This window comes from Amycolatopsis minnesotensis, from assembly GCF_039529815.1.
Classification (GTDB): Bacteria; Actinomycetota; Actinomycetes; order Mycobacteriales; family Pseudonocardiaceae; genus Amycolatopsis; species Amycolatopsis minnesotensis.
Genome location: NZ_BAAANN010000016.1, coordinates 116123 through 129369 on the forward strand (window position 1 = coordinate 116123; position 13247 = coordinate 129369).

The following is a 13247-nucleotide window of genomic DNA, read 5'->3' on the forward strand; positions in this document are numbered from 1 at the left end:
GAACGCTCCCCGTCGCGCGGGGCGCGTCGGCTCGCCGGGGGGCTGGGTTGGCGAGGACCGCGCCTTCGGCGGATTCGCGCTTCGGCTGCCCACCGTTCCCGCTGCCAGTGAAATGACAGCGGGTGCGGTTACCGTCTCGCCATTCCTCCGCTATGGCGGGAGATAACACACCGAAAGGAATGTTCGTTGCGCATCAAGCCCATGCTGGCCGCCGCCGCGCTGGCCGCCATCGCGACCGGAACGCTCGCCGCGCCCGCCGCCGCGGCCTCGCCCGCACCCGGCGGTTTCGTCATCTTCAACTACTTCGCTTCCCACCAGGCGTGCACCGAGGCGGGGAACAGCGTCTCGACGAGGTTCCAGTGCTGGGCGCCCGCCGACCGGGCTGGGCTCCCCGAGCCGTGGGAACTCGACGTGTGGCAGGACTGAGCACGCGGGGGCGCCCCCGGTGACGGGGCGCCCCACCCGCGCTACTTCTTGTACAAGCCGTCGATGTCGCTGGCGTAGTTCTTGTTGACCACGTTCCGCTTGAGCTTCAGGCTCGGCGTGATCTCGCCACCCGCCTCGGTGAAGTCCTTGGCGAGGATGGTGAACTTCTTGATCGACTCCGCGTGCGACACGAGCTTGTTCGCCTCGTCGACAGCGCGCTGCACCTCGGCGCGAAGGTCGTCGTCGCCGGCGAGTTCGGCGACGGTGGCGCCGTCGGGCTTGCCGTGCTGGGACTTCCAGGTGGGGAAGAACTCCTCGTCGATCGTCACCAGCGCGCCGATGAACGGGCGCTGGTCGCCGACCACCATGGCCTGGCTGATCACCGGGTTCGCCTTGAGCGTGTCCTCGAGGCCGGAGGGGGCGACGTTCTTGCCGCCCGCGGTCACGATGATCTCCTTCTTGCGCCCGGTGATCTTCAGGAAGCCGTCGTCGTCGAGCGAGCCGAGGTCGCCGGTGTGGAACCAGCCGTCCTCCAAGGACTCCTTCGTCGCGGTCTCGTTGTTGAAGTAGCCGCCGAACACGACGTCGCCCTTCACCAGCACCTCGCCGTCGGAGGCGATCCGCACCGAGGTGCCTGCCACCGGCTTGCCGACCGTGCCGACCCGGAAGTCCTTCTCCGTGTTCACGTTCGCCGCCGCCGAGGTCTCGGTGAGGCCGTAGCCCTCGAAGACCGGGACGCCGATGCCGCGGAAGAAGTGTGCGAGCCTGGCCCCGAGCGGGGCGCCGCCGGAAACCGCCGCCTTGCAGCGGCTGCCCAGCGCGGCCCTGAGCTTGCCGTACACCAGCTTCTCGAAGACGGCGTGCTTCAGCTTCAAGCCGAGGGCGGGGCCGCCGCTGTCCTGCGCTTCGCTGTAGGCCACCGCGACGGCTTCGGCCGCGTCGAAGATCTTTCCCTTGCCGTCCCCGTGGGCCTTCTGCTTCGCGGTGTTGTAGACCTTTTCGAACACCCGGGGGACCGCGACCACGAACGTCGGGCGGAACGTGCCGAGATCGGCGATGAGGTTCTTCACGTCGGGGGTGTGCCCCAGCGTCACGCGGGCGGTCAGCGCGGTGATCGCGATCGCGCGGGCGAGCACGTGCGCCAGCGGCAGGAACACCAGCAGCGAGTTCCCCTCCTCCATGAGCTGGGGGAAGGCCTCGATGTCGGCGCTGACCTCGGCGAGCAGGTTCCGGTGGGTCAGCTCGACGCCCTTCGGCCGCCCCGTGGTGCCGGAGGTGTAGACGACGGTGGCCAGTGCGGGCGCGCCGACGGAGCGGCGGCGCTCGTGCACCTCGTCGTCGGTGATCTTGGCGCCGAGCGCGGTGAGCAGGTCCACCGCGGGCTGCTCACCGGCCGCCGGTTCGAACTGCCATACGTGGTCGAGCTCGTCGAGCCTGCCCCGCACCGATTCCAGCACCTCGCGGTGCTCCGGTGTCTCGACCACGATCGCCTTGGCCGCCGAGTCCGACACGATCCAGTGCACCTGCTCCGCCGAGGAGGTGTCGTAGATCGGCACGGTCACCGCGCCCGCGGCCCAGATGGCGAAGTCGAGCAGCGTCCACTCGTACCGGGTCTTCGACATCAGGGCCACCCGGTCGCCCTTGGCGATGCCCGCGCCCATCAGGCCCTTCGCCACGCCCATGACCTGCTTCGCGAAGTCGCGCGCGGTCACGTCGAGCCACGAGCCGTCGACCTGGCGGCGGAAGCTCACCACGTCCCCGAAGCGTTCCGCGTTGGCCCAGACGATGTCGGACATGTTCTCTTCATCCGACACCGGGCGGGTTGCCGGAGCGCTGTATTCGCGCACGTAGACCTCCGAGTTTCACACCGCGAGCGTGCTGTGCCCCGATCCTCCCTCACCGGAGGACCGTACTGTTACTCGCCGGTCAACTTAGCTTGCTGTCTACCGTATGACCATCCTCGCCGCCTGCTCGACGCGCGGGCATGACATTCTGCCTGATGTGACGCCGGCACTCGACATCGTTGACGAGACGTTCCTCGCGGTGCCGGCGAGCACCGTCGCCGCGGTGTTCGCCGAACCCTCGTCCTGGACGTCCTACTGGCCCGATCTGGTGCTCGAGGTCTACACCGACCGAGGTGACAAGGGGCTGCGCTGGACCGTGCGCGGCGCGCTCGTCGGCACCATGGAGGTGTGGCTCGAGCCCGTCCTAGACGGTGTGCTGCTGCACTACTTCCTGCGCGCCACCCCCGCGGGCCCCACCGGGCAGCCCCTGCCGCTGCGGCCGAAGGACGTGCGGCGCGAGTTCGACCGCAGGGCGCGCGCGGCGAAGGCGATCGCGTTGGGGCTGAAGGGGATCCTCGAAGACGGGCGCCCGCCGGGCGAGCCGCCGAGGACGGCGGACGAAGGCACGAGGTAACCGGCGTGCGCGTACACGTGGTGTCCGATGTGCACGGAAACGCCGACGCGCTGGCGCGGGCGGGCGATGGCGCGGACGCGCTGGTCGTGCTCGGCGACCTGCTCGACTTCGTCGACTACAAGCAGCACGACAAGGGCATCATGGGTGCCCTGTTCGGCGCGGAGAAGGTGGGCGTGTTCGCGCGCCTGCGCCGCGAGAGCACCCGCGACGAGACGATCGCCTACTCCCGCTCGCTGTGGGCGACGCTCGAAGACCCGGCCTCCGCCGTCGAAGAAGCGATTCGCGAGCAGTACGCGGCGTTGTTCAAGGTGCTGCCTTCGCCCACCTACGCGATCCCCGGCAACGTCGACACGCCCGCGCTGTGGCCCGAGTTCGCCGGTGCCGGGATCGAGCTGGTCGACGGCGGGACGGCCGAGATCGGCGGGCTGCGGTTCGGGTTCGCCGGCGGCGCGCTGCTGCCGCCGCACGTGGTGCCGCGGCGCACCGGCGGGGCGTGGCGGCCGTACCTGCGCACCCCGGAGGAGTTCGACGCCTCGGTCGCCGCGCTCGAAGCGGTCGACGTGCTGTGCAGCCACATCCCGCCCGCGTTGCCGGAGCTCACCTACGACGTGATCGCGCGCAGGCACGAGATCGGCTCGGCGTCGCTGCTCGGCGTGATCACCGCGCACCAGCCGAGGTGGTCGGTGTTCGGGCACGTGCACCAGCCGCTGTCCTCGCGGCGGCGCGTCGGCAGGACCGAGTGCCGTAACGTGGGTCACTTCAAGGAGACCGAACAGCCGTACGTGCTGCGCTGGTGACGCCGACCGGGCGGTAGCCTAGCCCGCATGGCCGACCAGTCCACGCAGTCCATCGAGGTCGACGCGCCGCCGGAGCGGGTGCTGGCGGTGATCGCCGACTTCCCCGCGTACCCGGAGTGGGCCAAGCAGGTCCGCGAGACCGAGGTGCTCTCCAGCGACGGCGACGGCAGGGCGAAGCAGGTCAAGCTGACCCTGGACGCCGGTCCGATCAAGGACGTCTACACCCTGGAGTACGACTGGGACGCCGACGGCCACGGCGTGAGCTGGCACCTGGTCAAGGGCCAGATGCAGAAGGCACAGGACGGCCGCTACCACCTCGAACCCGCCGGGAACGGCACGAAGGTCACCTACACGCTGTCGGTGGAGCTGGTCCTGCCGATGATCGGCCTGCTGCGGCGCAAGGCGGAGAAGATGGTGATGGACACCGCGCTGAAGGAGTTGAAGCGCCGGGTCGAGGATCTGGGCTGAGGCGCCGCCATGCGCATCCTGCTGTTCACCGGTAAGGGCGGCGTCGGGAAGACGACCCTTGCCGCGGCGACCGCCGCCGGGCTCGCCGCCGAGGGCAGGAAGACGCTGGTGGTCTCCACCGACCCCGCGCACTCCCTCGCCGACGCGTTCGGCATCCCGCTCACCGGCGAACCCTCCGAAGTGGACTCGTGCCTGCACGCGGCGCAGGTCGACGCGCGCGGCCTCGTCGACGGGGTGTGGGACGAGCTGAAGGGGCAGCTGCGATCCGCGCTCGCGGGCGCTGGCGTCGACTCGCTCGACGCCGAGGAGCTGACGGTGCTGCCGGGAGTCGACGAACTGGCCGCGCTGACCGAGGTCCAGCGGCTCGCCGAGACCGGCCGCTGGGCGACCGTCGTGGTCGACTGCGGCCCCACCGCGGAAACGCTGCGCCTGCTGTCGCTCCCGGAGGCGGTGAGCGGATACCTCGGCAGGCTGTTCGGCTGGCCGAAGCTGACCGGCGGCGGCCGGAAGTGGGGCGGCACGGTCGAGTCCGTCCGCAAGCTCGCCACCCATCTCGAGTCGTTGCGGGCACTGCTCACCGATCCCGGGGTCACCACGGTCCGGCTGGTGCTCACCCCGGAACGCGTCGTGGTCGCCGAGGCGCGCCGCACGCTCAGCTCGCTCGCGCTGCGCGGGATCAGGGTCGACGGCATCGTGGTCAACCGGCTGATGCCCGCACCCGGGCGCTGGCGGGGCGCCGCCGCGGCCTGGATGCGCACGCGGCGGGCGCAGCAGCGGGCCGTGCTGTCCGAACTGGACGCCGCGGGTCTCGCCGCGGGCGAGACGAGCAGGGTCGAGCACCGGGCCACCGAGCCGGTCGGGCTCCCCGCCCTGCTGGAGATCCACCGCGAGCTTTACCAGGGAGCCGATCCGTTGTCCGGCAACGGGTCCGGGGTCACTCCACTGCTCAACGTGTCCGAAGTGGACGATGGGTACCGGCTGCGGGTCGCGTTGCCGCTCGGCAAGGACTCCGCGGTCGACCTGGCCAGGGTCGACGACGATCTCGCGATCACCGTCGACGGGTTCCGCAGGCTCATCGCGCTGCCCGAACTGCTGCGGTCGTGTTCGGTCACCGGAGCCGAGTCCGATCCAGCCGGGCTCGTCGTCTCGCTCGAGCCCGCCCGGAGGCACCCATGACCGAGCAGCAGCACCACGGCGACGGCGCGAGCCTCGCCGAGGAGATCCGCCTGCTGGTGGAGATGGTCGTCGAGCGCGCCGCGCCCTGGCTCGACGGCGTGATCGCCGCCGGGCACGGCGCCGCGGAGGAAGCGCACCGGCGTGCCGAATCCCAGGACGGCTCGTCGGCGGGGACCGACGGATGCGGCTGGTGCCCGCTGTGCGCGATCGTCGCCGTCGTGCGCGGCGAGCGCCCCGAGTTCGCGGCACGCGTGCTCGAACAGGCCGCGCAGCTCATCGCGCTGCTGCGCGCGGTGCTGGCCGATCGCTGGGACCCCGCCGCCGGGGTGCACATGCCCGGCTTCCAGCCGGATCCCCCTCGCCGGGACGCCGATCGCGAACCGGAGCCAGCGGGAGCGGGGGCACCCTCGTCGCACCGCGTCCAGCGCATCACCGTTCGGCCCCGCTTTGAGTAGCCCGCGCCTGGCCATCGGCCTCGACGTCGGCGGGACGAGCGTGCGAGCCGGAGTGGTCGACGAAACCGGCTCGGTGCTCGACACCGCGCGAGTCGGCACGCCCGGCGACGAAGGCGCGCTCGAGGATTCGATCGCGGGCGTCATCGACGAACTGCGCGAGCGGCACACCGGCGCGGGCGAGATCGGCGCGGTCGGGCTCGCGGTCGCCGGCTTCGTCAGGAGCGATCGCCGGTCGGTGATGTTCGCGCCGCACCTGGCCTGGCGGGACGCCCCGGTCGCCGACCGGATCTCCCGGCGCGTCGGGCTCCCGGTCACCCTCGAACACGACGCGAACGCGGCCACCATCGGCGAGCACCGCTTCGGCTCCGCCAGGGGCGCGCAGGTCGCGGTGCTGATCGCGCTCGGCACCGGGATCGGCGCCGGTCTCCTGCTCGGCGGGCGCACCTACCGCGGCGCGCACGGCGTGGCACCCGAGCTGGGACATCTCACCGTGGTGCCGGGCGGACGGCCGTGCTCGTGCGGCAAGTACGGCTGCTGGGAGCGCTACTGCAGCGGCACCGCGCTCGCCGCGACCGCGGTGGAGCAGCTCGCGCGCCATCCCGGCACTTCGACGGTACTGGCGAGGGAAGTGCTCGGCGACCCCGGCTCGGTCACCGGGCGCCGGGTCGCCGGTGCCGCCCGCGACGGCGACCCGATCGCCCTGAAGGCGATGGCGGAGCTGGCGAAGTGGCTCGGCGAGGGCATCGCGCTCGTCGCGGACGTGTTCGATCCCGAGGTGGTGGTGATCGCGGGCGGGGTGTCCGAGTCGGCGCCGCTGTTCCTCGACGAGGCGAGGGAGCACTACGCGAGCATGCTCACCGGCAGCGGGCACCGGCCGCTGGCCAGGATCCGCACCGCGCAGCTCGGTGACGACGCCGCGATCGTCGGCGCCGCCGCGCTCGCGATGGACGTCGCCGCGGCACCGAAGACCACGGCCGGGGTCGGGGGATAGCCGCCGTGGCTCGCGGTGACGGTGAGGGGTTCGTGCGCTGTGCCTGCGGGCAGCGGCACTGGGGCCGCTACGGCGCGGCGGGCCTGCTGCTGACCGATCCCGAACGCGGCGTGCTGTTGCAGCGCCGGGCGTGGTGGACCCACCAGGGCCGGACGTGGGGTGTGCCGGGTGGCGCGCTGCGCTCCGGCGAGAGCCCGCTGGACGCCGCGCGGCGGGAAGCCGCCGAAGAAGCCGCCGTGCCCCCGGACCTGCTCGTGCCCACCGCGTCGTCCACTGTGGACCACGGGACATGGCACTACACCACCGTTCTGGCGACCGCGCGTGCGCGGGTGCGGGCCGAGGTGTCCGATGTGGAGAGTGCGGAGCTGCGCTGGGTGCCGCCGGAGGAGGTGCCGTCGCTGCGCCTGCACCCCGGGTTCGCCGAGGCGTGGCCGTCGCTGGCAGGCGAGCTGGACCGGGCGCTCGTGCTCGTCGTGGACGCGGCGAACGTGATGGGCTCCCGGCCGGACGGCTGGTGGCGGGACCGCGCGGGCGCCGCCGCCAGGCTGCGCGATCGCCTGGCCGGGCTGGTGACCGCGGGAGTGCCCGATTCCGCGGCAGGCCTGCTCGGGCGTCCCGGCTGGAGGTGGTGGCCGCGGATCGTGCTCGTGGTCGAAGGGCAGGCGCGTGGTGTGTCCGCAGTGGACGGCGTGCCGGTGGTCGCCGCGCCGCGCGACGGTGACGCCGAGATCGTGGCGCAGGCGCGGCGCCTGGTCGAAGAGCGCCCCTACGACCACGTGCTGGTAGCCACCGCCGACCGCGAACTGCGCGACCGGATCACCGCCGAAGGCGCCGGGCCGATGTCGCCCCGCACCCTGCTTTCGTTGCTGGACTGAGCTTTCCTGCCCCGAAGGTCACAGTGCTGATGTGCCCGCGTCGATTCCGGGTGGGTTGAGCGAGGCGCGGGTTCTCTGGAGGCTCGGCTCGTCCGCGCGGTCCCCGAAGGCGTCCTTCAGGACGTGACCGGGCCGGTGGGAAATCGGACCACGCGGTCAGTCCTTGTCGATGCCGTCGCGCATTTCCGCGACGAGAGAGGCGACGACGGCCTTGAGGCTCCCGTTGTACCGGCGTGCGACAGCGCGCTGCCGCCGGTAGCTCGCGCCGTAGCGCAGGATCGTCTCGACGCCGCGTAGCTGCTCGGCGCAGTCGAGCCGCTTCGCCACCGGTTCGAGGCGGTTCAGCAGGTCCACCACGTCGTCGGTGACGAGCCGCTCGTTGCCATCGGCGTCCAGGATGATGATCGCGTCGGTGCCGTAGCGCGCCGCGCGCCACTTGTTCTCCTGCACGTGCCACGGCGGCAGTGTCGGCAGGGTTTCACCGTTGTCGAGCCTGGCGCTGAAGTCGTCGACGAGGCACTGGGTGAGCGCGGAGATCGCGGCCACCTCCTCCAGCGTCGGCACCCCGTCGCACACGCGCATCTCCACGGTGCCGAAATGCGGCGCCGGCCGGATGTCCCACCGGATCTCGGAGAAGTGGTCGATCACGCCGGTGACGAACATGTCGTCGACGTAGTGCTCCAGCTCGTCCCAGGTGCCGAACTGGAACGGCAGGCCCGCGGTGGGCAGCTGCTGGAACATCAGCGCGCGGTTCGAGGCGTACCCGGTGTCCTCGGCGCCCCAGTAGGGCGACGAGGCGGAAAGCGCCTGGAGGTGCGGCGCGTACTTGAGCAGCCCGTCCAGCACGGGCAGCGCCTTGTCCCGGTGGTCGAGTCCCACGTGGACGTGCACGCCGTAGATCAGCATCTGCCTGCCCCACCACTGGGTGCGGTCGATGAGCTTGGCGTACCGCTCCTTGTCGGTCACCTTCTGCTGGTACCAGGTCGAAAACGGGTGGCTGCCCGCGGAGAACACCTCGACGCCGAGCGGGTCCAGCACGGTGTGCAGTTCGTCGATCGAGGCGCTGAGGTCGGCGGCGACCTCGTCGACGGTGTCGCACACGCCGGTGATCACTTCGATCGTGTTGAGCAGCAGCTCCTGCTTGATCTTCGGGTGCTCCCCCGACCCGTCCGGGCAGATCCGGGTCAGCACGCGCTCGGCGATCGAGGCGAGCTCACCGCTGCGCCGGTCGACCAGCGCCAGCTCCCATTCCGCGCCGATGGTCGACCGGCGGGATGGCACGAACTCGATACGCATGGCGCTCGCGCGTCAGACCTGCGCGCCGTTGGTCGGGTCCGCGCCGTCCGGCGGCCCCTGCCGGACCCGGAGCAGGAGCAGCGCCAGCCCGATCGCGAGCGAGAGGATGCCGAGCGGGGTCGCCAGCGTCGCGCTGACGCCGGTGATGCTCGGCGCGACCAGCAGCAGGATGCCGACCACGAAGAACAGCAGCACCACGAACGCGCCCTTGCGCGGTTTCGGCAACGGCGGCGGTTCCGGCGGGATGTAGTGCTCTTCCGGGTCGTCGGGGTCCGGCGGCGACGGGTCCCCGCCCAGCACGGTGGCGTCCCAGTCGGTGCCGCCGGTGCGCCAGCCGGCGTCCTGCGTCTCGGCCTCCTTCTCCTTGCCCTCCGCGGCCTTGGCCTTCGGCTCCTTCGACGCCGGTTCTTCGACGATGTCCTTGCCGACGCCCTCGGCCCGCAGCCCCGCCACTATCGCGGCGAACGCCTCGTCGACGTTGTCCGGTTCGCTCGTGTCGTGTTCGCTCACCGTGAACCGCCTCGGCCCGCCTCGACTCTCGCCCGCACGAATTCCACGCTCCGATCGAAGATGAGCGGCGCGTCGTTGTCCAGCGTCGCGACGTGGTAGCTGTGCTCGAGCAGCACTTCGGTGACGTCGCTGCTCCCGACCCCGTCCAGGATGATCCGCGAGTTCACCGGCTCCACGACGTGGTCAACGACCGAGTGCAGCAGGAGAAGCGGCTGGGTCACCTTCGGCAGGTCGGCGCGGACGAGCTTCCACAGCCGCGCGAGGCTGGCCGCGGCGCGCACCGGCAGCCGGTCGTAGGCCAGCTCGGTGACACCCGGCTTCTTGATGTCGCTGGCGATGCCCTTGACCGACGGCAGCAGCCTGGCCAGCACCGGCATCAGCTTCGCGTCCCAGCGCAGCGTGGTGACCGACGGGTTGACCAGCCCGATGCCCGCGATCCGCTCGCCGAACTCCTGGGCCAGCCGCAGCGTCAGCGTGCCGCCCATCGACTGGCCGAACACGAACACCCGCTCGTGTGATCCCAGCAGTTCGAGCAGCTCGGCGCGGACCTGGCCGTACCAGTCCGGCCAGCCGGTGCGGTTCATCTCCTGCCACGTGGTGCCGTGCCCCGGCAGCAGCGGCACGCGCACCGAGAACCCGGCCTCGGCGAGGTGCTCGCCCCACGGGCGCATGCTGCCCGGGGTGCCGGTGAAGCCGTGGCAGAGCAGGACACCGGCTTCGGCGGAGCCGGTGTGCGAGAACGGTTCTGCGCCGGGGAGCACGGGCATGCTCTTCTCGCCTTCGCTCGGGACGGTCGAACTCCTATGGTGGCACGGCCGGCCGTGATCGGGGCACCGCCATGACCGTTTCCGCCCGGTTCGCGCGTCACACCCGCGCGTGTGACATCGGTCGCCGCGCTCGCGCAACCGGGCGGCACCCGTTGTGCGAGGGTGGCCGTGATTCGTAGGCTAGTCGTCCGAACGAGGATTTCGGCTGCTTGGAGGGTCACCCGCGGTGCTGTACCGGCTGATGAAGTACGTGCTGATCGGCCCCCTGCTCCGGCTGCTGTGGCCGACGAAGGTGAGCGGCACGGAAAACATCCCGACGACCGGTGGCGCGATCCTCGCGAGCAACCACCTCGCCGTCGCCGACTCGTTCTTCATGCCGGTGCGGGTGCGGAGGATGGTCACCTTCCCCGCCAAGCTGGAGTACTTCACCGAGCCGGGGATCAAGGGCAAGCTCAAGAAGGCGTTCTTCAGCGGCGTCGGGCAGATCCCGATCGACCGGTCCAGCGGCTCCGCCGCGCAGGCCGCACTCGACACCGTGATCCGCCTGCTGAACGAGGGCAACCTCGTCGGTATCTACCCCGAGGGCACCCGCTCCCCGGACGGCAGGCTCTACAAGGGCAAGACCGGCGTCGCCCGCATCGCGCTCAAGACCGGCGCGCCGGTGGTCCCGGTCGCGATGATCGGCACCGACAAGGTCAACCCGATCGGCTCCAAGATGTGGTGGCCGCGGCGGCTGGAGATCCGGTTCGGCGCGCCGCTCGACTTCTCCCGCTACGAAGGGCTCGCGGGGGACAGGTTCGTCGAGCGGTCCATCACCGACGAGATCATGTACACGCTGATGGAGCTGTCCGGCCAGGAGTACGTCGACATCTACGCCGCCAAGGCCAAGGAACTCGCCGCCGCCGAGGCCGCCGGGGTGCGGCCCGCCGTGCCGGCCCAGGCCGACGCGCGCGCGGCCGACCGGGTGCCGGAAAGCAAGGCGGGCTGACGCCGTAAGGTGCCCCGGTGCGATTCTTCTACGACACCGAGTTCATCGAGGACGGCGTGACCATCGACCTGGTGTCGATCGGCGTGGTGGACGAGAAGGGTCGCGAGTTCTACGCGGTATCCACCGAGTTCGATCCGGCGAAGGCCGGGCCGTGGGTGCGGGAGAACGTGCTGCCGAAACTGCCGTCGCCCGCCGACAGCGCCTGGCGCAACCGCGAGCAGATCCGCACCGACCTGTTGCGCTTCCTCGGCAAACCGCCCGGCGGCATCGAACTGTGGGCCTGGTTCGCCGCCTACGACCACGTGGCGCTCGCCCAGTTGTGGGGCGCGATGCCCGCGCTGCCGCGCCAGCTTCCCCGGTTCACCCGCGACCTGCGGCAACGGTGGGAGGACGTCGGCAAGCCGAAGCTCCCCGCCGCTCCCACCGACGCCCACGACGCCCTCGCCGACGCCAAGCACAATCTTTTGCGCTGGCGCGTGATCGCGCAGCAGAATTTGAGCTGACGGGGGCGCGGCTCTCGAGGTGAGTCACTGTCGAGTGGCGGGGCGCCCCCGGCAGCGCAAGTTCAGGGAGCCTGGCGGCTCCGTGCGCGACTTCGAACGCTCCCCGGCGCGCTGGCGCGCACCGGCTCGCCGGTGGGTGGTTAGCTGGGCAATGGCCGCGCCTCCGGCGCGGACCTCGCTTCGCTCGGGGGGAGGCGGGCGAGATCAGCGCGATTGCCGCGTGCTGGCCAGATGCTGGAGGAGCATCGCCGTGTCGTCCCAGCCGAGGCAGGCGTCGGTGATGCTTTGGCCGTAGGTCAGGCTTTCCGCGTCGCCGAGGGTGAGGTCCTGGCGTCCTGCTTCGAGGAAGCTTTCCACCATCACGCCGGCGATCCCGCGTTCCCCGGCCGCGATGCGGTCCGCCAGCTCGCCGAGCACCTCGCCCTGCCGGACGTGGTCCTTGCCGCTGTTGCCGTGGCTCGCGTCGACGATCACGCGTTCGGGCAGGCCCGCCTTCCGCAGGCGCGCCATGGTGTCCGAGACGGTGGCCTCGTCGTAGTTGGGGCCGCTCGCGCTGCCGCGCAGGATGACGTGGCAGTCCGGGTTGCCCGCCGTCGTGACCAGCGCGGCCAGCCCGTCCGGGTTGATGCCGGGGAACACGTGGCTGGCCGCGGCCGCGCGGGTGGCGTCCACCGCCACCTGCACGTCGCCCTCGGTGGAGTTCTTGATCCCGACCGGCATCGACAGCGCGCTGCACAGCTGCCGGTGCACCTGGCTCGCCGCGGTGCGCGCGCCGATGGATCCCCAGCTCACGGTGTCCGCGATGAACTGCGGGGTGATCGGATCGAGGAACTCGCAGCCCACCGGCAGGCCCAGCGCGGAGATGTCGAGCAGCAGCCGCCGCGCCATCCGCAGGCCCTCGTTGACGGCGAAGCTCCCGTCGAGCCTCGGGTCGTTGATCAGGCCCTTCCAGCCCAGCGTGGTGCGCGGCTTTTCGAAGTACACGCGCATGACCACGTGGATCCGGTCGCGGACGGTCTCGGCGAGTTCGGCGAGACGGCGCGCGTAGTCGAGCGCGGCCGCGGGATCGTGCACCGAGCACGGCCCGACCACGACCAGGAGCCGGTCGTCGGCGCCGGTGAGGATGTCGACGGTGTCGGCACGGCCCTGCTGGACGACCTTCGCGACGGCGGCGTCCATCGGATGCTCTTCGCGGAGCAGCGCGGGGGAGATGAGCGGGCTCATGCTCGTCGTCCGCCGGGCGTCGAGCGAGTCGATGGCCCCGGCGGGGGCTGCGGTGATGGTCAACGGGGGTTCCTTTCGGGGAACCGGCCCGTCGAAGAGGTCCCTGGCGAGCCGGTGCGTTCGGCTCGAGGGCGGGATCGTCAGCGCGCGGTGTCGCCGGCGGGCCCACCCCGGGCCAGCCTGCTAAACCAGAAATAGCGCTGCACGTCTTCGACCGTAGCACGCTCGGCAGCCGGGTTCCCCGGCTCACCGCCATGGCCGCTGCACCGATCAAGTTGGGACCGCTACGCTGGCGCCGGAACGTGTGACTGCCGTCTCGCCACGCCCCGGAGCGGGGCACCGCAGGCGAGGCA

15 protein-coding genes are annotated in these 13247 nt (G+C 71.4%); 10 read left to right on the plus strand and 5 right to left on the minus strand.

The genetic code is table 11. The features are described from left to right. Positions 1-186 precede the first annotated feature (186 nt). Positions 187-426: a hypothetical protein gene (locus ABD256_RS21180; protein WP_344421328.1), complete on the plus strand. Its 240-nt coding sequence runs from the start codon at positions 187-189 to the stop codon at positions 424-426. A gap of 41 nt (positions 427-467) precedes the next feature. Here the strand turns inward: ABD256_RS21180 and ABD256_RS21185 are convergent, their stop codons facing one another. Then, positions 468-2273 carry an AMP-dependent synthetase/ligase gene (locus ABD256_RS21185; protein WP_344421331.1) on the minus strand — a complete coding sequence of 602 codons (1806 nt, stop codon included), beginning with the start codon at positions 2271-2273 and terminating at the stop codon, positions 468-470. Positions 2274-2427: 154 nt separating this feature from the next. Between ABD256_RS21185 and ABD256_RS21190 the strand changes: the two genes are divergently transcribed. Genes ABD256_RS21190 through ABD256_RS21220 form a run of 7 tightly spaced genes read left to right on the plus strand, consistent with a single transcriptional unit; the run spans position 2428 to position 7606 of the window. After that, positions 2428-2844: a polyketide cyclase / dehydrase and lipid transport gene (locus tag ABD256_RS21190; RefSeq protein WP_344421334.1), complete on the plus strand. Its 417-nt coding sequence runs from the start codon at positions 2428-2430 to the stop codon at positions 2842-2844. 5 nt (positions 2845-2849) lie between these two features. Continuing rightward, positions 2850-3641 carry a metallophosphoesterase family protein gene (locus tag ABD256_RS21195; RefSeq protein WP_344421337.1) on the plus strand — a complete coding sequence of 264 codons (792 nt, stop codon included), beginning with the start codon at positions 2850-2852 and terminating at the stop codon, positions 3639-3641. 27 nt (positions 3642-3668) lie between these two features. Continuing rightward, positions 3669-4109, plus strand: coding sequence for an SRPBCC family protein (locus tag ABD256_RS21200; protein WP_344421340.1), 441 nt, complete (start codon positions 3669-3671; stop codon positions 4107-4109). 9 nt (positions 4110-4118) lie between these two features. After that, positions 4119-5285 (plus strand): ArsA family ATPase, encoded by a 1167-nt coding sequence (locus ABD256_RS21205; protein WP_344421343.1) that lies wholly within the window; start codon positions 4119-4121, stop codon positions 5283-5285. Further along, positions 5282-5740, plus strand: a complete 459-nt coding sequence (locus ABD256_RS21210; protein ID WP_344421345.1) for a hypothetical protein — start codon at positions 5282-5284, stop codon at positions 5738-5740. The genes ABD256_RS21205 and ABD256_RS21210 overlap by 4 nt, the downstream gene beginning before the upstream one ends. Next, complete coding sequence (locus tag ABD256_RS21215; RefSeq protein WP_344421348.1) at positions 5733-6731, plus strand: ROK family protein; 999 nt, start codon at positions 5733-5735, stop codon at positions 6729-6731. The genes ABD256_RS21210 and ABD256_RS21215 overlap by 8 nt, the downstream gene beginning before the upstream one ends. Before the next feature lie 5 nt (positions 6732-6736). After that, positions 6737-7606 carry an NUDIX domain-containing protein gene (locus tag ABD256_RS21220; RefSeq protein ID WP_344421351.1) on the plus strand — a complete coding sequence of 290 codons (870 nt, stop codon included), beginning with the start codon at positions 6737-6739 and terminating at the stop codon, positions 7604-7606. A 156-nt stretch (positions 7607-7762) separates the two neighbouring features. Here ABD256_RS21220 and ABD256_RS21225 read toward each other — a convergent pair whose 3' ends face one another. Genes ABD256_RS21225 through ABD256_RS21235 form a run of 3 tightly spaced genes read right to left on the minus strand, consistent with a single transcriptional unit; the run spans position 7763 to position 10179 of the window. Continuing rightward, positions 7763-8902 carry a glutamate--cysteine ligase gene (locus tag ABD256_RS21225; protein WP_344421354.1) on the minus strand — a complete coding sequence of 380 codons (1140 nt, stop codon included), beginning with the start codon at positions 8900-8902 and terminating at the stop codon, positions 7763-7765. Between the two features lie 12 nt (positions 8903-8914). Beyond that, a complete protein-coding gene (locus ABD256_RS21230; protein ID WP_344421358.1) occupies positions 8915-9412 on the minus strand; it encodes a hypothetical protein in 498 nt (165 codons plus the stop codon). Continuing rightward, a complete protein-coding gene (locus ABD256_RS21235; protein WP_344421361.1) occupies positions 9409-10179 on the minus strand; it encodes an alpha/beta hydrolase in 771 nt (256 codons plus the stop codon). Before ABD256_RS21235 ends, ABD256_RS21230 begins: the two co-directional genes overlap by 4 nt. 226 nt (positions 10180-10405) lie before the next feature. On the opposite strand from ABD256_RS21235, the gene ABD256_RS21240 reads away from it, so the two are divergent. Continuing rightward, entirely contained in the window at positions 10406-11167 is a 762-nt protein-coding gene (locus tag ABD256_RS21240; RefSeq protein ID WP_344421364.1) for a lysophospholipid acyltransferase family protein, read from the plus strand. Between the two features lie 17 nt (positions 11168-11184). Further along, on the plus strand, positions 11185-11670 hold the full coding sequence (locus ABD256_RS21245) for a polyadenylate-specific 3'-exoribonuclease AS (RefSeq protein ID WP_344421366.1): 486 nt from the start codon (positions 11185-11187) through the stop codon (positions 11668-11670). A 204-nt stretch (positions 11671-11874) separates the two neighbouring features. Here ABD256_RS21245 and ABD256_RS21250 read toward each other — a convergent pair whose 3' ends face one another. After that, positions 11875-12927, minus strand: a complete 1053-nt coding sequence (locus tag ABD256_RS21250) for a 3-deoxy-7-phosphoheptulonate synthase (protein ID WP_425546487.1) — start codon at positions 12925-12927, stop codon at positions 11875-11877. Between the last annotated feature and the right edge of the window lie 320 nt (positions 12928-13247).

What these genes read in the sequence shown, in the direction of transcription:
- ABD256_RS21200 (WP_344421340.1), top strand. Translation starts at nt 3,669, where the DNA reads ATGGCCGACCAGTCCACGCAGTCCATCGAGGTCGACGCGCCGCCGGAG.
- ABD256_RS21205 (WP_344421343.1), top strand. Translation starts at nt 4,119, where the DNA reads ATGCGCATCCTGCTGTTCACCGGTAAGGGCGGCGTCGGGAAGACGACC.
- ABD256_RS21210 (WP_344421345.1), top strand. Translation starts at nt 5,282, where the DNA reads ATGACCGAGCAGCAGCACCACGGCGACGGCGCGAGCCTCGCCGAGGAG.
- ABD256_RS21225 (WP_344421354.1), bottom strand. Translation starts at nt 8,902, where the DNA reads ATGCGTATCGAGTTCGTGCCATCCCGCCGGTCGACCATCGGCGCGGAA.
- ABD256_RS21235 (WP_344421361.1), bottom strand. Translation starts at nt 10,179, where the DNA reads ATGCCCGTGCTCCCCGGCGCAGAACCGTTCTCGCACACCGGCTCCGCC.